15 protein-coding genes and 1 riboswitch are annotated in these 16,404 nt (G+C 70.0%); of the genes, 8 read left to right on the top strand and 7 right to left on the bottom strand.

From position 1 onward, the window contains the following. Positions 1 to 46: 46 nt before the first annotated feature. Together pgl and zwf are read right to left on the bottom strand one after the other, a co-directional pair. The gene (pgl, locus tag ACZ5Z2_RS17535) at positions 47 to 742 is read right to left on the bottom strand and encodes a 6-phosphogluconolactonase (protein WP_464759871.1); all 696 of its coding nucleotides are present in this window, start codon (positions 740 to 742) and stop codon (positions 47 to 49) included. A gap of 3 nt (positions 743 to 745) precedes the next feature. After that, positions 746 to 2,212 carry a glucose-6-phosphate dehydrogenase gene (zwf, locus tag ACZ5Z2_RS17530; RefSeq protein ID WP_464759870.1) on the bottom strand — a complete coding sequence of 489 codons (1,467 nt, stop codon included), beginning with the start codon at positions 2,210 to 2,212 and terminating at the stop codon, positions 746 to 748. Positions 2,213 to 2,412: 200 nt separating this feature from the next. Here zwf and ACZ5Z2_RS17525 point away from each other — a divergent pair, with 200 nt between their 5' ends. The 6 genes from ACZ5Z2_RS17525 (at position 2,413) to btuB (ending at position 8,741) form a co-directional block, all read left to right on the top strand. Continuing rightward, on the top strand, positions 2,413 to 3,165 hold the full coding sequence (locus ACZ5Z2_RS17525) for a GntR family transcriptional regulator (protein WP_464759869.1): 753 nt from the start codon (positions 2,413 to 2,415) through the stop codon (positions 3,163 to 3,165). Between the two features lie 149 nt (positions 3,166 to 3,314). Beyond that, a complete protein-coding gene (locus ACZ5Z2_RS17520) occupies positions 3,315 to 4,346 on the top strand; it encodes an SIS domain-containing protein (RefSeq protein ID WP_464759867.1) in 1,032 nt (343 codons plus the stop codon). Positions 4,347 to 4,570: 224 nt separating this feature from the next. Beyond that, positions 4,571 to 5,710 carry an N-acetylglucosamine-6-phosphate deacetylase gene (nagA, locus tag ACZ5Z2_RS17515; RefSeq protein ID WP_464759865.1) on the top strand — a complete coding sequence of 380 codons (1,140 nt, stop codon included), beginning with the start codon at positions 4,571 to 4,573 and terminating at the stop codon, positions 5,708 to 5,710. A 73-nt stretch (positions 5,711 to 5,783) separates the two neighbouring features. Further along, entirely contained in the window at positions 5,784 to 6,011 is a 228-nt protein-coding gene (locus ACZ5Z2_RS17510) for a ribbon-helix-helix domain-containing protein (RefSeq protein WP_464759863.1), read from the top strand. Positions 6,012 to 6,013: 2 nt separating this feature from the next. Next, positions 6,014 to 6,427 carry a PIN domain-containing protein gene (locus tag ACZ5Z2_RS17505; protein WP_464759862.1) on the top strand — a complete coding sequence of 138 codons (414 nt, stop codon included), beginning with the start codon at positions 6,014 to 6,016 and terminating at the stop codon, positions 6,425 to 6,427. 52 nt (positions 6,428 to 6,479) lie between these two features. Next, a riboswitch (cobalamin riboswitch) is annotated at positions 6,480 to 6,704 on the top strand. A 126-nt stretch (positions 6,705 to 6,830) separates the two neighbouring features. Next, entirely contained in the window at positions 6,831 to 8,741 is a 1,911-nt protein-coding gene (gene btuB, locus ACZ5Z2_RS17500; protein WP_464759861.1) for a TonB-dependent vitamin B12 receptor, read from the top strand. Between the two features lie 16 nt (positions 8,742 to 8,757). Here btuB and ACZ5Z2_RS17495 read toward each other — a convergent pair whose 3' ends face one another. The 4 genes from ACZ5Z2_RS17495 to ACZ5Z2_RS17480 form a co-directional block, all read right to left on the bottom strand. Further along, on the bottom strand, positions 8,758 to 10,647 hold the full coding sequence (locus ACZ5Z2_RS17495; protein WP_464759860.1) for a phospholipase D-like domain-containing protein: 1,890 nt from the start codon (positions 10,645 to 10,647) through the stop codon (positions 8,758 to 8,760). Positions 10,648 to 10,754: 107 nt separating this feature from the next. Further along, positions 10,755 to 11,228: a SixA phosphatase family protein gene (locus ACZ5Z2_RS17490; protein WP_464759859.1), complete on the bottom strand. Its 474-nt coding sequence runs from the start codon at positions 11,226 to 11,228 to the stop codon at positions 10,755 to 10,757. 35 nt (positions 11,229 to 11,263) lie between these two features. Continuing rightward, positions 11,264 to 11,899 (bottom strand): nucleotide-binding protein, encoded by a 636-nt coding sequence (locus ACZ5Z2_RS17485; protein ID WP_464759858.1) that lies wholly within the window; start codon positions 11,897 to 11,899, stop codon positions 11,264 to 11,266. Between the two features lie 47 nt (positions 11,900 to 11,946). Beyond that, on the bottom strand, positions 11,947 to 12,966 hold the full coding sequence (locus tag ACZ5Z2_RS17480; RefSeq protein WP_464759857.1) for a hypothetical protein: 1,020 nt from the start codon (positions 12,964 to 12,966) through the stop codon (positions 11,947 to 11,949). Between the two features lie 183 nt (positions 12,967 to 13,149). On the opposite strand from ACZ5Z2_RS17480, the gene ACZ5Z2_RS17475 reads away from it, so the two are divergent. Next, positions 13,150 to 13,344: an antitermination protein NusB gene (locus ACZ5Z2_RS17475; RefSeq protein WP_464759856.1), complete on the top strand. Its 195-nt coding sequence runs from the start codon at positions 13,150 to 13,152 to the stop codon at positions 13,342 to 13,344. A 103-nt stretch (positions 13,345 to 13,447) separates the two neighbouring features. On the opposite strand, the gene speE is transcribed toward ACZ5Z2_RS17475, so the two are convergent. Beyond that, a complete protein-coding gene (gene speE / locus ACZ5Z2_RS17470) occupies positions 13,448 to 14,302 on the bottom strand; it encodes a polyamine aminopropyltransferase (RefSeq protein WP_464759855.1) in 855 nt (284 codons plus the stop codon). Between the two features lie 209 nt (positions 14,303 to 14,511). On the opposite strand from speE, the gene speA reads away from it, so the two are divergent. Further along, positions 14,512 to 16,401: an arginine decarboxylase gene (gene speA / locus ACZ5Z2_RS17465; protein ID WP_464759854.1), complete on the top strand. Its 1,890-nt coding sequence runs from the start codon at positions 14,512 to 14,514 to the stop codon at positions 16,399 to 16,401. The last annotated feature ends 3 nt before the right edge of the window (positions 16,402 to 16,404 follow it).

Genomic DNA, 16,404 nt, shown 5'->3' with positions numbered 1-16,404 from the left:
GGCACGGCGCTCTTGCTCTGCCGCCATGCTTGCATGAAGGTTTCGATCAAGGACTCCAGTAAACGTCCAGCGGCACGCGCTCCTGCATCACGACGGAATGCACGGGGTACTCCGTCGCTCCTTGCCGCACGTCCGCCAGCAGCACGCGCTTCTTCTCGCCGCACACCAACAGGTACAGCGCACGCGTATCCAGCAGCGCCGGCAGGCTCAGCGTGATGCGCGGTTCACCCGCGCCGGCCGCGCGCATCGGCCAGACTTTCGCCGCGCCGTGCGGATCGGTGGCTTCGGCCAGATGGTCGCCGCCGGGGAAGAACGAGGCGGTATGCCCATCGTCGCCCATGCCCAGCACCACCACGTCGAACGGTGCGGGCAGCGCGGCGATGCGCGCCCCGGCTTCGGCCAACCCTTCCTCCGGCGTGACCGCGCCGGTGTAGAGCGGCACGAAGTCCGCGGCGGCGGCGGCGTTCTGCAGCAGGATGGCTTTCACCAGCTTCGCGTTGGAGCGCTCATCGGTGTCGGGCACCCAGCGCTCGTCCACCAGGGTGACGGTGACTGCCGACCAGTCCAGCGCCTCGTTCGACAGTTGCGCGAAGAACGCCTTGGGCGTGCTGCCGCCGGACACCGCGATCACCGCGCGACCGCGTGCCGCGACGGCTTCGCGCAGTTGCGCGGCGACGCGCCCGGCCAGCGCCGTGGCCTGCGTGGCGGCATCGGGGAAATCGTGCGTGATGATGTCGGCCATGCCCTACTCGTTGTCCTCGTGCCAGGTGCGGCCGTCGCGCTCGATCAGCGCCACCGACGCGCTCGGGCCCCAGCTGCCGGCGGCATACGGGCGCGGCGCCTCGTTGGCGGCGGCCCACGCGGCGAGGATGGGGTCGGCCCAGCGCCAGGCCGCTTCCACTTCGTCGCGGCGCATGAACAGCGTGGGATTGCCGCGCACCACGTCGAGCAGCAGGCGCTCGTAGGCGTCGGGCTGCGCCACGCCGAAGGCCTCGGCGAAGCTCATGTCCAGCGGCACGTAGCGCAGGCGCAGGCCGCCGGGGCCGGGATCCTTGATGGTGAGCCACAGCTTCACGCCCTCGTCCGGCTGCAGGCGCAGCACCAGCCGGTTCTGCGCCAGCGAGCCCACGCCGGCGCCGAAGATCGAATGCGGCACCGGCTTGAACGCCACCACGATCTCCGACACGCGCTCGGGCAGGCGCTTGCCGGTGCGCAGGTAGAACGGCACGCCGGCCCAGCGCCAGTTCTCGATCTCGGCCTTCAGCGCCACGAAGGTCTCGGTGTCTGACTTCGCGCCCTCCAGCTCGTCGGGATATCCCGGCACCGACTGCCCTTCGGCCACGCCGGCGCGGTACTGGCCGCGCACGGTGAGGTGGCCGGCGTTGCTTTCGTCGATGCGCCTGAGCGAGCGCAGCACCTTGAGCTTCTCGTCGCGCACCGCGTCGGGCGACAGCGAGGCGGGCGGCTCCATCGCCACCATGCACAGGAGCTGCAGCAGGTGGTTCTGCACCATGTCGCGCAGCGCGCCGGCGCGGTCGTAGTAGCCGGCGCGGCGGCCCAGGCCCAGCGTCTCGGCCACGGTGATCTGTACGTGGTCGATGTGGCTGGCGTTCCACAGCGGCTCGAACAGCGCATTGGCGAAGCGCAGCGCCAGCAGGTTCTGCACCGTTTCCTTGCCGAGGTAGTGGTCGATGCGGTAGGTCTGCGACTCGGCGAACACCTTGCCCACCGCGTCGTTGATGCGGTTGGCGCTGGCGAGGTCGCGGCCGATCGGCTTCTCCAGCACCACGCGCGAGCGTTCGCCGTTCAGGCCGCACTGGCCGAGCCGGTGGCAGATGTCCTCGAACAGCTCGGGCGAGGTGGAGAGGTAGAACACGCGGATGTGCTCGGGCTGCTCGCCGATCAGCGCGGCGAACGCGTCCCAGCCCTCGTCCTTGCGCGCGTCCAGCGGGCGGTAGAACACCTGCTGCAGGAAGGCGTCCAGCTTCGCGGCGTCGGCGACCTTGCCGGCCAGCGACTCGCGCAGCTGGGCGCGGTAGCCGGCGTCGTCCAGCGGCTCGCGAGCCACGCCGACGATGCGGCTGCCGGCGGGGATCTGGCCGTCGGCGTAGCGATGGAACAGCGCGGGCAGCAGCTTGCGCAGGGCGAGATCGCCGGTGCCGCCGAAGATCACCAGGTCGAACGGATCGACCGTCTGGAAAGTAGCCGTCACGCAATCACCTCGATACGGGGGAACGGCAGGCCGTGGGGTCGCGGCCCGTTCCGTGACGATAGTACCAGTGGGATACCACGGCAAGCACGGCCCTGCATACGAATTCATATGCCCATTTCGCATGGTCATTTCAGCGGCCCGCACGAAATGGACGTCCAGACCGCTTGCGGCCAATGGTTTGCTATTGGTATCTTTGGCAGATGGAAACCGCCCTGGCCCGCGAATACCGCCGCATCTGCCGCGACCCGTCCAGCCACCAGCCGCTGGCCTACCTGCGTTTGCGCAGCGCGATCCGCAACGTGGTGGAGCAGCGCGCGATCGAGCCGGGCCAGGCGCTGCCCAGCGAGCGCGACCTGTCGCAGGCGCTCAAGCTCTCGCGCGTCACCGTGCGCAAGGCCATCGCCGGCCTGGTCGAGGAAGGCCTGCTCACCCAGCGCCACGGCGCCGGCACCTTCATCGCCGAGCGCATCGTCAAGCCGATGTCGCGGCTGTCCAGCTTCACTGAGGATCTGCGCGACCGTGGCCTGCACCCGCGCTCGGAGTTCTTCGAGCGCAGCGTGGGCGAGGTGACGCCGGAGGAGGCGATGGCGATGAACCTGTCGCCCGGCACGCTGGTGGCGCGCCTGCACCGCGTGCGCTACGGCCAGGACGAGCCGCTGGCGATCGAGCGTAGCGTGGTGCCGGCCAGCGTGCTGCCCGACCCCACCGTGGTGCGCGACTCGCTGTACGAGGTGCTGGAGTCGCTGGGCTGCCGGCCGAAGCGCGCCCTGCAGCGCCTGCGCGCGGTGTCGCTGGGCGCGCAGCACGCGCGCCAGCTGCACGTGGCTGCGGGCAGCGCGGGGCTCAACATCGAGCGGCGCAGCTTCCTCGACGACGGCCGCGTGGTCGAGTTCACCTGTTCCTGGTACCGCGGCGACATCTACGACTTCGTCGCCGAATTGCACGCCGACTGACCCCTCATGGAGCTTTCCTCTTTTGCTCGTCATTCCGGCGAAGGCCGGAATCCAGAGTCTCTGCATTTCAGGATTTTCGAGTCGCTGGATTCCGGCCTTCGCCGGAATGACGGAGAAACCCTCGCACCCTGCCCACCTACGAGAACGCCATGCACGCCAGCGACACCCTGATGTTCCGCGAAGCGCACGAATCCGCCGACGTGGTGGCGCGCCAGTTCGCCGCCAACGAGCGCGTGGTGACGGAGCTCGCCGATGCGCTGCGCGCGCAGCCGCCGCGCTTCATCGTCACCTGCGCGCGCGGCAGCTCCGACCACGCTGCGGCCTACGCCAAGTACGTGTTCGAGACCCAGCTCGGCATCGTCACCACCTCGGCCTCGCCCTCGGTGACCTCGGTGTACGCCGCCCCGCAGCAGTGGGAAGGCGCGCTGTTCATCGGCATCTCGCAGTCGGGCAAGAGCCCCGACCTGGTGCGCAACGCGCAGGCCGCCAAGGCCGCCGGCGCGCGCGTGGTGGCGATGGTCAACGTGGAGGATTCGCCGCTGGCGGCAATCGCCGACACGGTGATCCCGCTGCACGCCGGCCCGGAACGCAGCGTGGCCGCCACCAAGAGCTACCTCGCCGCGCTGGCCGCGATCCTGCAGCTGTGCGCGCACTGGCACGGCGACGCCAGGCTGGTCGCCGCGCTGGAAGCGCTGCCCGACGCGCTGCGCAAGGGCTGGGACGCGGACTGGTCGGCGCTGACCGACGGCCTCGCCGATGCGCACAACCTGTTCGTGGTGGGCCGCGGCTTCGGCTTCGCCGCCGCGCTGGAGGCGGCGCTGAAATTCAAGGAAACCTGCGGCCTGCACGCGGAGGCGTTCAGCGCCGCCGAGGTGAAGCACGGCCCAATGGCGCTGGTCGGCCCGCACTTCCCGGTGCTGTGCTTCGCGCAGGACGACGGCACGCTGGACAGCACGCTGGCGGTGGCGGACGAATTCCGCAACCGCGGCGCGCAGGTGCTGGTGGCCGCGCCGGGCCGCAGCGGCGAAGGCTTCCTGCCACTGGCTTCGGGACTGCCCGCGCTGTGCACGCCGCTGCTCACCATCCAGAGCTTCTACCGCGCCACCAGCGCGCTGGCGCTGCGCCGCGGCTTCAACCCCGACGTGCCGCCGCACCTCAACAAGGTCACCGAGACGGTTTGAGCGGCAGCCGCAGGCTGTCGCTCAAACCGGATCCGCGGCCCACGGATGGGCCGCACGTCAGACGCACGCAACGCGTGCGTCTGACGGAGTCCGGGCCAGCCGAAGGCAGGCGCGGGCGAGTCGCGGGAAGTGCCGGATGCACTTCCCGCGACATCGATAAAGGTTCTGGCTCGACCGCATTCTCGCCATAGCGCAACACCCACTCCGTCGCACAGGCGCCGCCCATGACCACCGCCCTCACCCATGCCCGCGTCCTCACCGCCCACGGCTGGCGCGACGATCTCGCCGTGCTGGTGGAGGGCGAACGCATCGCCGCCCTGCTCCCGCACGGCCATCCGCAGGTGCGCGCCGCGCAGGCGCAGGATCTGGCCGGCGCCCTGCTGGTGCCTGGCTTCATCGACACCCAGGTGAACGGCGGCGGCGGCGCCCTGTTCAACGCCGCGCCCACGGTGGAAACCATCCGCACCATCGGCGCCGCGCACCGCCTGTTCGGCACCACCGGCTTCCTGCCCACGCTGATCAGCGACAGCACGGAGACGATGCGCGCCGCGCTGGCCGCGGTCGACCAGGCCTTCGACGAAGGCGTGCCGGGCCTGCTCGGCATCCACCTGGAAGGGCCGTACCTCGCGCCCGAGCGCAAGGGCGTGCATGATCCGAAATGGTTCCACGTGCCGGGCGAGGAAGAGCTCGCCATGCTGTGCGCACCGCATCGCGGCGTGCGGCTGGTGACGCTGGCGCCCGAGCGCGTGCCGCACGAGGCGATCGCGCGGCTGGCCGCCGCCGGTGTGCTCGTCAACGCGGGCCACACCGCCGCCGACCACGCCACCGTCCGCGCCGCGCTGGCCGCGGGCGTGCGCGGCTTCACCCACCTGTTCAACGCGATGACCCCGTTGGGCAGCCGCGAGCCCGGCGTGGTGGGCGCGGCGCTGGACGACCCCGGCAGCTGGTGCGGCATCATCGTGGACGGCCACCACGTGCATCCGGCCAGCCTGCGCAATGCCGTCGCCGCCAAGCCGCGCGGCAAGACCCTGCTGGTCACCGACGCGATGCCGCCGGTGGGCGCGGACGATCCCAGCTACGTGCTCAACGGCGAAACCATCATCGTGAAGGACGGCATCTGCCAGACCGCGAACGGCGTGCTCGCCGGCTCCGCGCTGGACATGGCCGCCGCCGTGCGCAACAGCGTGGAAATGCTCGGCCTGCCGCTGGACGAAGCGGTGCGCATGGCCAGCACCTACCCCGCCGATTTCCTTGGCCTGGGCGCCAGCCACGGCCGCATCGCGGTGGGCTATCGCGCCGACCTCGTGGCGATGGACGAGGGGTGCAACGTGCGCCGCAGCTGGATCGCCGGCAACCCGGCGTAAACGACCCGAACCATTGGGTTGACGTATATGTGCAAGTATACTTGCACATATACGTTGCCGGTTGGAGGTCGCCATGTCGCAAATCACGTTGTACCTGGATGACGCCACGCAGGCTCTGGTGGACGAGGGCGCGCAGGCCAGCGGCCTGTCCAGGAGCCGCTGGGTGGCCGAGGCCATCCGCAAATACGCCGCCCACGAATGGCCGGAGGATTGCCTGGGGCTGGCTGGCCGCTTCGCCGATTTCCCGCTGCGCGAGGACGCGCCCGCCGTGGCCGCGGATACGCCGCGCCTGGGCTTTTGACCGTGCTGGTGCTGGACAGCAACACCATCAGCTACTACTTCCGCGGCGACGCGCAGGTGGTGCCGCGCCTGCAAGCGGTACGTCCGGCCGACCTCGGCGTTCCGGCCATCGTGGAGTACGAACTGCGCTACGGCCTGCTGCGGCTGCCGTCCGAAACGGCGGCCCCGCGCCTCGCGGCATTGACGCAACTGCTGCGCCCCATGCAGGTGCTGCCGTTCGACAGCGAATGCGCGTTGCACGCCGCGCGTATCCGTGTGGCGCTGGAAACCGCCGGCACGCCCATCGGCCCGCACGACACCCTGATCGCCGCCACCGCCTTGCGCCATGGCGCCACGCTGGTGACGCGCAACGAGCGTGAGTTCTCCCGCGTGCCGGGCTTGCGCTGGGTGGATTGGCATGCGGCAGGACGGGCCTGAGTCCGCCTTGCGCGCCGCGGAAGCCGCGGGACGTCCAAATTCGGCGACCTGCTAGACTCTGCGCCGTTCAGGTGTCCCGACGGCCATGCCTTCGGGATGAAACGGGAAGCCGGTGCGTGGTGTTCCACACCGCAAGGCCGGCGCTGCCCCCGCAACGGTAAGCGAGCAAATGCGCGGCCATCCGCCACTGTGCCCCAGGCACGGGAAGGCGCCGCGCAGGACGGTGCATCCATCGTCGCCCGCGAGCCCGGAGACCGGCCCGGACATGACTGCTGGCGCGCGGTGGGCGTGGCCGGACAGACGCGTCCGGCCCCGCCGTGCCTGCCTGTTTCCGAGCCCGCTCCCCCGTCTCCGGCCCATTGAACGCAATGCCGTGCGCGGGTGCGCGGACTAGGAACGAGACGTGAAAAAGACCTTGCTGGCCGCAGCGCTGCTGTGCTGCTTCACCACCGCTTACGCCGCCGACCAGAACGATGCCGGCACGCTGAACCCGGTGGTGGTCACCGCCACGCGCACTGCGGTCACCGCCGACGACGCGCTGTCCTCGGTCACCGTGATCACCCGCGCCGACATCGAGCGCCTGCAGCCGGCGTCGGTGCTGGATCTGCTCACCGGCCTGCCCGGCGTGAACCTCACCCAGAGCGGCGGCCTCGGCCAGACCAGCTCGCTGTTCATGCGCGGCACCAACTCCACCCACACCCTGGTGCTGATCGACGGCGTGCGCATCGGCTCGGTCACCGCCGGCTTCGCCTCGCTGGAACAGATCCCGGTGGAGCAGATCGAGCGCATCGAGATCGTGCGCGGCCCGCGCTCCAGCCTGTACGGCGCCGACGCCATCGGCGGCGTGATCCAGATCTTCACCCGCCACGGCCAGCCCGACGGCGGCGTCGCGCCGTCGCTGAGCGTGACCGCGGGCAGCCACGGCCTGTTCGGCAGCGAGGCGGGGCTCTCCGGCGGCGATGCGCACGCCTGGTACAACGTGAGCCTCGGCGGCGAATACACCAGCGGTTTCCCCAGCTGCAGGATGGGCGCGGCCGAGGCGATGGCCGGCTGCTTCGTGGACGATGCGCGCGACGACGCCTACCGCAACTGGAACGGCGCGGCCAATGCCGGCTACCGCTGGGACAACGGCACCGAGCTGGCCTTCACCTGGCTGCGCAGCAAGAGCGACGTGGAATACGCCGGCAGCCCGTACGGCGGCAACGATGCCGTCAACGAGCAGCGTGTGGCCGGCGCGCGCCTGAGCTTCTCGCCGCTGGAGGCGTGGAAGGTCACCCTGAACGCGGGCCAGAGCAAGGATCTCAAGACCTCTTATTACCAGGGCACGTACTACGGCACGTACTACCCACTGGCGCAGACGGGCTACGTCAACTCGCGGCGCAACCAGTTCTCGTGGCAGAACGACATCGCGCTCACCGCGGATCAGTTGCTGACGGTGGGCGTGGACTACCAGCAGGAACATGCCGCCAGCAGCACCGGCTACCTGGCGGACAAGCGCGACGACACCGGCACCTATGCGCAGTACCTGGGCACGTTCGGCCGCAACGAGGTGCAGCTGTCCGTGCGTCACGACCACAACCAGCAGTACGGCAACCACGATACCGGCGCGGCGTCCTGGGGCTACCACTTCGACCACGGCCTGCGCGTGTACGCCAGCTACGGCACGGCCTTCCATGCGCCCACCTTCAACGACCTGTACTACCCGCCGTACTACGGCATCCCCTCGGCCAATCCCGACCTGAAGCCGGAGAAGTCGCGCAGCGCCGAGCTGGGCGTGGCCCAGCAACTGGGCATCTGGAACTGGGGCGTGAGCGCCTACCAGACCCGCATCGACGACCTGATCCTGCTCGACCCCAGCCAGAACTACGTGCCGTTCAACGTGAGCAAGGCGCGCATCCGCGGCCTGGAAGGCCAGCTCGGCGCGAACCTCGACGGCTGGCAGGTGCAGGGCTACCTCACCCTGCAGCAGCCGAAGGACGTGGGCAACGCCGGCGCCGACGCCAACAGCGGCAACCTGCTGCCGCGCCGCCCGGAGCGCATGGCGCGCATCGACCTCGACCGCCGCTTCGGCGCGTTCGGCGTCGGCGCCACCTGGTACGCCGCGGGCAAGAGCTACGACGATGCCGCCAACGCGCACCGCCTCGGCGGCTACAGCACGCTGGCGCTGCGCGCGAGCTGGCACTTCACGGCGGACTGGCAGGTCGAGGCCAGGCTGGCCAACGCCTTCGACCGCGACTACGAGACGGTGTACTACTACAACCAGCCGGGCCGCACCTGGTACCTCACCCTGCGCTACAGCCCCGCCGCGCGTTGATGCGCGGCGTTTTCGCTCACAGGATGCCCTTGACCCCCGCGCCGAACGCGGTGATCAGCCGCGTGTAGATCAGCTTCGGCGAGATCGCCACGTCGGGGAAGTCGCCCACCGGCGTGTAGCACTGCCGGAACTTCGGGTCGTCGGGGGCGAGCGGGGCGCAGCCGGGCTTGATCTCGTAGCTGGTGGCGTAGCGGAACGGCCACAGGTCGAACAGCGGCAGGCGCGAGGACAGGTTGCCGATGGCGAGGCTGATGTCGCCCAGCACGGGAATGCTGGGCTCGCGCCTGGCGATGGTCCACGCGTTCTGCGGCAGGGTGTCCTCGAGGATGGATTTGCGCACTTCGCTGGCGAAGCGCGGATCCTGCACGATCACGCCGGCCTCGGTGTTGTAGTGGTCGGAGCGCGGGTCGAAGTTGTGCGAGCCCACCATCGCGAAGCGGCCGTCCACCACCATCGACTTGGCGTGCAGGCTGTAGCGGCGGCCGCCGCTGTGCAGCGGGGCGGGACGGTTGCGCTTGCCGTGGCTGCCGAACACGCCGGGGCGGCGCTCGTTGCCGGGGAAGCGGCGGCGCGGCTTGCCGGCCTGCGCGATGGGCTGCCCGGCGGGGCCGTCGTCGCCGGCTTCGTTGGCCTCCTCGAACGCTTCCTCGGCGCTGTCGGCGTGCGGCTTCAGCTCGTGGATCTGGAAGCCGTACTGGGTGAGGTAGCGGCGGCGATGCTTGTAGGAGAGCGCGTAGACCGCGAACGCGTCGGTGGCGGCCAGCGAGTTGGTGGAGACGATGATGTCCGGCGCCGGCTGTTGCTTGTGCAGGCGCTTGAAGAGGGTCTGCGCGCGATGGCTCATCACCAGGTAGGGCGTCTGCAGCACCACCTCATGCTTGGCGCCGGCGACCATGGCCATCAGGTGCGCGGTGAGCTCGCGCGCTTCGCGCTTGTGCGGCTCGTCGGTCTTGGCCGGCAGGTCGCTGAAATAGTTCACCTGGCTCACGCGCAGGGTGTTGTCGCCTATCCACGCGGCGAGCCAGTCGGGATCTTCGGCTTCCGCCTGCACGCGCGCCACGCGTGCAGGATCGGTGTAGTGCGGCGCGGGCCAGCCGGGCGGCGCGTCGTCGTCGCGGATGCGCCGGTTGACGTCGCGCAGGCGGATCAGCGGCACGGAGCGCCGGTGGTTCCAGAACAGCGCGAAGCTGTCGGCCATCTCGCGGCCCACCGGGCCGCCGGCCATCACGTCGCGGTCGAGGTAGTCGAAGTCCGGATCCCAGTTGAAGTAGCGGTTCTGGTAGTTGCGCCCGCCGGTGATGCCGACGGTGTCGTCCACCAGCAGCAGCTTGTTGTGCATGCGCTGGTTGAACTTCATGAAGCAGCACACGACGCCGGCGGCGAATTCCAGCGGCGGCGTCTGCGCGTCGTGGAAGGTGGGGTTGTACAGCTTCACCTCGAGGTTGGGGCTGACCCGGGCGAGCCGGTCGAGCAGGCCGAGGTCGTCGAAGGAGAACAGCTGGTCGGCGAGGATGCGCACCTTCACGCCGCGCCGCGCGGCCTGCACCAGTTCGTCCAGCACCAGCTGGCCGATGTCGTCCTCGTCCCAGATGTAGGTCTGCACGTCGATGCTGTGCTGCGCGGCGCGGATCAGGCTGATGCGCGCGGCCAGCGCGGCCTCGCTGTCGTCGAGCAGGGCGACGGTGTTGACCGGGTGGCCGGGGGTGGAGTCGGCCAGCGCCTGTTGCGCGGCGGCCAGCAGGGGCGAGGGCTTGGCGCAGCGGTCGGCCTGCCGGCAGGTGTCTGCGCGGCCGGGGCTGGCGGCGACGATCGCGCTGGCCTGGCGGATCTGCGCGCGGCTGAGCGTGCAGCCTTGCAGCAGCGCGACGAGCAGCAACAGTAAAAGCAGTGACCAGCGGAACGGCATGAACGATGGAGTTGGCGAGGCGTCATGCCCCGGGGCGGGTCGCGTTGAGACAGGGCCGGGGCAGTTTGGTTCGGTCGCCAGGGAGCGGCGACCGCGGGCGGAGGGCTTCAGCGCGGCGACCAGAACGCGTCCAGCCGCGCGCAGGCCGGTTCCAGCGGGCCGCTGAGGTGCAGCACCGCGAGGCCGCCCGGCGGCATGCCGCGGAACTCGTCCGAGCGGCCTTCCACCAGCAGCGCCACCAGCCGTTCGATGCCCGGGTTGTGGCCCACCAGCATCACGGTGCCGGCGTCGGCGTGCTGGTCGAGCAGGGCCAGCAGTTCGCCGGGCGTGGCGTCGTAGATTTCGCCGGCTTCCTGCGCCGCCGGCGCGTCGGCCAGCGCGGCCAGCGCCAGCTGCGCGGTTTCCACGGTGCGGCGCGCGGGCGAGCACAGCACGCGCTGCGGCCGTGCGCCGTGGCCGGCCAGCCACGCGCCGGCGTCCTGCGCCTCGCGCCGGCCATGCCCGCTCAACGCGCGCTGGCGGTCGTCGCCGCCGTCGGCGGGCAAGGCTTCGGCGTGGCGCAGCAGGATCAGTTCGTGCATGGAAAACTCCGTGGAAAGGTGATGGCGAGGCGCGCTCAGGCGGCCTGGCGCTTGATCCAGCGCAGCAGCGGCTTCCAGTCTTCCTGGTGGCTGCGCACCTGCTCGGACTGGTAGTCGAAGATGCCCTTGCCCAGCGCGGCCAGCAGCACATAGGCCTGGCTGTCGCGCAACTGGGCGACGATAGGGAACGGCGATTCGGCGGCCAGCTGCTCCACCGCGTCCTGGCTGGCGCGCGTCCACGGCTTGAGCCGGTTCGCCACCAGCGCCACCGGCAGCTTGCCGGCCTTGATGCGCTTGATCGCCTGCAGCTCGCCGAGGAAGTGCGCGGTGGCGTCGAGGTCGAAGCTGGACGGCAGCACCGGCACCAGCAGCACGTCGGCGACGTCGAGGAAGGGTTCCAGCTCGCGTTCGCCGACGCCGGCGGGGGTATCGATTAGCAGCTGTTGCGTATCCGAAGGCACCTTCTGCAGTGCCTTGCGGCCGCCCTCCAGCCCCAGCACGCCGCGCACGTTGTCGGGGCGGCGGGTGGCCCAGCGGTAGCTGGAACCCTGGCGGTCGGCGTCCACGATGGCGGTGTTCTGCCCGGCCTGCGCCCAGTGTGACGCCAGTTGCGTCGCCAGCGTGCTCTTGCCGCACCCGCCCTTGCTGCTTGCCACCAGCGTCGTAAGCATGGGACACCTCGTCGCGAAGGTGGCCCAAGCCTAACCGTTGTTGTCCTTCAAGGGGAGTGTGCCGCTGCCGGGGTGTCCGCCGCCTGCGGCTGCCAGCTGCCCGGCGCGGTGAGCGAGACGCCGCGGGCGCGCAGTACCGCGGCGATCTGGCTCATCTCGGTACCGCCCTGCCTGGCAGTGGCCAGCAGCAGTTGCGCCAGCGCGGGATCGTCCTGCACGCGCAAGGCCAACTGCGAGTAGTTCTGCACCTGCCAGGTCAGGTCGCGGCGCTGCTGTTGCGCGGTGGCCTGCTCGGCGGCGTCGCCCAGCGCTTCGTACAGGTGCAGGCCCAGCGAGCGCGACAGCGGGCTGGAGCCCCAGGCCAGCAGCTTGGCGAGCTTGAGGCAGTCGGCCTTGAGCGCCGCGTCGTCGCCGGCGCCTTCGCACATCTGCGCCGCCACCGGCAGCGCGGGCCGCGGCTGCAGCCTGGCGTTGGCCAGCACCATCAAGGCCTGCACGCCGACGGGGCCGGCGGCGTCCTGCGTGGCCGGCGGCGGGGGCAAGGTGCCCACCACGCTGGCCAGGGCGGTGAGGCTGCTGCCGGCGTAATCGTCGTAAAGCTGGCTGGCGGCGGCCTTGGCGAGGTCGTCGCGTGCGGCCTTGGACTTCATGTCGCGCGTGTCGACGTCGAGCTTGAGCAGCCACACCGCGGCGTTGTCCGGTGCCTGTTCGGTGAGCTTGCGCAATGCGATCCCGTTGGGACAGGCGTCGCCCTTGGCATCGCAATCGGCAAGGCGCGCCCACTGCACGGCAGGGCCGGCGTCGCTGGCCGCGACGGCGCGGCTGATCAGCGCGTGGAAGCTGCCGGTCTTGCCGGGCTTCGGCAGCGGGCGGGCCAGCAGCGCCGCACCGAGCAGCGGCTGCGCTTCGGCGCGCAGCGCCAGCACGCTGACCAGGTCGCGCTGGAACGATTGCAGCGCCTGTGCGCGGGTGTTGCCGGTGGCGGCCGGGTTCGTGTCGCCCGCTGTGGCGGGTGCGGCGGCCAGCGACAGGGCGCCGGCAAGGGCGAGGCAATGCCATCCACGCATGGAGTGCTCCAGCAATCACGAAAGCCGCCAGCTTAGCGGCCGCGCCTTGAGGATGCTCTGAATGGTTTCTGAGTCGCGGGCTGCGATGGCGAGCCCATCCGTAGCCGGGTTGTTAGGATGGCCGTCTTAATCTTATCGCGCGTACGCGCGCTGCACCCGAGACAAGGGGGGCGGAAGACAGCTGTGGATCATTTTTCGAGCTTTGTGGATGGCGCGCCGTGGTTTGCCGGCTGGGGCACGCTGGCGCTCATCAACGCGGGCCTGGCCCAGGGCAAGAACCGCAGCGGCTTGCTGTGGTTCCTGCTGTCGCTGCCGTTCGGCCCGCTGGCGACCCTGGTTCTGGTGGTACTGCCGAAGCAGCGGGCGAAGATGTTTTGAGGGGTGAACCTGTTGGCCCGAGGTGAACCCCGGCACCATCAGAGCGCGCTTGCTCTAGGCCGCGCTCCGGCGATCCGTACCGTGTCTATTTGAAGCTTTTGGCTTATTCGCCAAAAGCTTCGCGCATGAATTCCGGCTGCGCCAGCGCGGCCTTGTGGATCTCGGCGTTGTAGTACTTGGTGGGGAAGTTCTTGCTCAGCGCGCCGCGCTCGCGGAAGCCGCTGAGGTCGCCGCCCTTGCGCGCCATGGTGCAGCTCCACCAGCCGGTGGGGTAGCAGGGCTGCGGGAACGGCAGCGTCTTCACGGCGCTGAAGCCGGCGGTGCGCATCGCCGCGCGCATCGACTTGATCAGCTCCAGGTGCGCCAGCGGCGATTCGCTCTGCTGCACCAGCAGGCCGCCGTGGCGCAGCGCCTTGAAGCAGCTGGCGTAGAACGCGGCGTTGAACAGGCCTTCGGCCGGGCCCACCGGGTCGGTGGAGTCCACGATCACCAGGTCGATCGACTCCGGCTCGGCCTCGGCCATGTACTTGATGCCGTCGATGAACAGCAGCTCGGCACGCGGATCGTTGTTGGACTCGCACAGCTCGGGGAAGTACTGCTCGGCCAGGCGGGTGACGCGCTCGTCGATCTCCACCTGCGCGGCGTGCTCCACTTCCTCGTGCTTCAGCACCTCGCGCAGCGTGCCGCAGTCGCCGCCGCCGATGATCACCACGCGCTTGGCGCGCGCGTGGGTGAACAGCGCCGGGTGGGTCATCATCTCGTGGTAGAGGAAGTTGTCGCGGCTGGTCAGCATCACGCAGCCGTCGATCACCATCAGCTTGCCCCAGTCGGTGGTCTGGTGGATCTCGATGGTCTGGAACGGGGTCTTTTCCGCGTGCAGCAGTTGCTCGGTGCGGAAGCCGATGGAGGAGCCGGAGGCCTGGTGGGCCTCGGTGTACCAGCTGATCTGCTGCGACATGGGTGTTCCTGGGGGATGAGCGCGGATATGGCCAGTCATTGTAGCCGAGCTGTCGCGGATGGGCTGTTACAATGCCCGCTCCGGTGCGCAATGCGCCCGGCTGGCGCGATCGGCCCCGCGGCGTGCGAGGCTTCCGGCCCATCGTGCTTACCTGCGTCAAGGCTCGCCGCTGCGACGACATGCATTCCGTTTGCACAAGGAGACTCTTCATGTCGAAGCCCTGGAGCGTGGCCGATGCCCGCCATACCTATGCCGTGGCCCACTGGGGCGACGGTTACGTCGACGTAAGCGAGGCCGGCGAGATTGCGATACGCCCGCATGGCGCGCGCGGCCCCGCGCTGTCGCTGCCCGCGATCGTGGAGCGCGCCCGCGCCGAAGGCCTGCGCCTGCCCCTGCTGGTGCGCTTCCCCGACATCCTCGCCGACCGCCTCGCACGCCTGCAGGCCGCGTTCGCCAAGGCCATCGGCGAGTGGAACTACGCGGGCGGCTATACGGCCATCTACCCGATCAAGGTGAACCAGCAGCGCGGCGTGGCCGGCGAACTGGTGGCCGCGGGCGCCGAGGGCTTCGGCCTCGAGGCCGGCTCCAAGCCCGAGCTGATGGCGGTGCTGGCAATGGCGCGGCCCGGTTCCATCGTGATCTGCAACGGCTACAAGGATCGCGAGTACATTCGCCTCGCGCTGATCGGCAAGAAGCTCGGGCTGCGCGTGCACATCGTGATCGAGAAGCTGTCCGAGCTCGACCACGTGTTCGCCGAGGCGAAGGCGCTGGGCGTGGAGCCGCTGCTCGGCGTGCGCGTGCGGCTGGCCTCCATCGGCGCCGGCAAGTGGCAAAACACCGGCGGCGACAAGGGCAAGTTCGGTCTCTCGCCGGCGCAGGTGCTCACCCTGATCGAGCGGCTGGACAAGGCCGGCCTCAAGCACACGCTGAAGCTGCAGCACTTCCACATGGGCTCGCAGATCTCCAACGTGCGCGACATCGCCAATGGCATGCGCGAGGCCACCCGCTACTTCGTCGAGCTCACCCGCATGGGCGTGCCGCTGGAGATCGTCGACGTGGGCGGCGGCCTGGGCGTGGACTACGAAGGCTCGCGCTCGCGCAGCCACAACTCGATCAACTATTCCATCGAGCAGTACGCGGCCACCATCGTGCAGTCGCTGGCCGAGGCGGTGGAGGCGGAAGGGCTACAGGCGCCGCATATCCTCACCGAGGCGGGCCGCGCGATGACCGCGCACCATGCCGTGCTGGTGGTCAACGTGAGCGAGGTGGAAGAGGTGCCGCAAGGCGCGATCCCCGCGCCGGGCACCGACGAGCCGGCCGTGCTGCGCCGCCTGCGCGAAGTGCACGACGAATTCGACCGGCGGCCGCCGCTGGAGCTGTTCCACGAGGCCCAGCACCACCTCGCCGAAGGCCAGGCGCTGTATGCGCTGGGCCAGCTCACGCTGGCCGACCGCGCGCGGCTGGACGAGATGTACTACGCCATCGCCAACGCGGTGCGCGGGCGCCTGCTGCCCGGCGAGCGCTCGCATCGCGCCGCGCTGGACGAGCTGGACGAGAAGCTGGTGGACAAGTACTTCGTCAACTTCTCGGTGTTCGAGTCGGTGCCCGACATCTGGGCGATCGAGCAGATATTCCCGATCGCACCCATCGCGCGGCTGGACGAACAGCCCACGCGGCGCGGCGTGATCGTCGACCTCACCTGCGACTCCGACGGCCGCATCGACCACTACGTGGACGCCGAGGGCGTGGACGTCTCGCTGCCGCTGCACGCGCTGCAGGACGGCGAGAGCTACCGCCTCGGCATCTTCATGGTCGGTGCCTACCAGGAGACGCTGGGCGACATCCACAACCTGTTCGGCGACACCGACGCGGTGAACGTGCGCGTGGACGGCGACGGCTGGGTGTTCGCGCACAGGCGTCGCGGCGACACCACCGACCTGATGCTGGACTACGTGGGCTACGACCTCGCCGCGCTGCGCGCCAGCTACCGCGAGCGCATCGCCGCCGCCGGCGTCGCGGGCGGTGAGGCCGAGACGCTGTACGCCGCGCTGGACGGCGGCCTCACGGCCTACACCTATCTCGCCGACGACGCGGGCTGAATC

The organism is Rhodanobacter sp. G1, assembly GCF_055397855.1.
This window is presented reverse-complemented; position numbering and strand designations above follow the sequence as displayed.

Bases quoted from the DNA above. Each gene is read 5' to 3' on its own strand.
- pgl (WP_464759871.1), bottom strand. From the start codon at position 742: ATGGCCGACATCATCACGCACGATTTCCCCGATGCCGCCACGCAGGCC.
- ACZ5Z2_RS17525 (WP_464759869.1), top strand. From the start codon at position 2,413: ATGGAAACCGCCCTGGCCCGCGAATACCGCCGCATCTGCCGCGACCCG.
- ACZ5Z2_RS17520 (WP_464759867.1), top strand. From the start codon at position 3,315: ATGCACGCCAGCGACACCCTGATGTTCCGCGAAGCGCACGAATCCGCC.
- nagA (WP_464759865.1), top strand. From the start codon at position 4,571: ATGACCACCGCCCTCACCCATGCCCGCGTCCTCACCGCCCACGGCTGG.
- ACZ5Z2_RS17510 (WP_464759863.1), top strand. From the start codon at position 5,784: ATGTCGCAAATCACGTTGTACCTGGATGACGCCACGCAGGCTCTGGTG.
- ACZ5Z2_RS17495 (WP_464759860.1), bottom strand. From the start codon at position 10,647: ATGCCGTTCCGCTGGTCACTGCTTTTACTGTTGCTGCTCGTCGCGCTG.
- ACZ5Z2_RS17490 (WP_464759859.1), bottom strand. From the start codon at position 11,228: ATGCACGAACTGATCCTGCTGCGCCACGCCGAAGCCTTGCCCGCCGAC.
- ACZ5Z2_RS17485 (WP_464759858.1), bottom strand. From the start codon at position 11,899: ATGCTTACGACGCTGGTGGCAAGCAGCAAGGGCGGGTGCGGCAAGAGC.
- ACZ5Z2_RS17480 (WP_464759857.1), bottom strand. From the start codon at position 12,966: ATGCGTGGATGGCATTGCCTCGCCCTTGCCGGCGCCCTGTCGCTGGCC.
- speE (WP_464759855.1), bottom strand. From the start codon at position 14,302: ATGTCGCAGCAGATCAGCTGGTACACCGAGGCCCACCAGGCCTCCGGC.
- speA (WP_464759854.1), top strand. From the start codon at position 14,512: ATGTCGAAGCCCTGGAGCGTGGCCGATGCCCGCCATACCTATGCCGTG.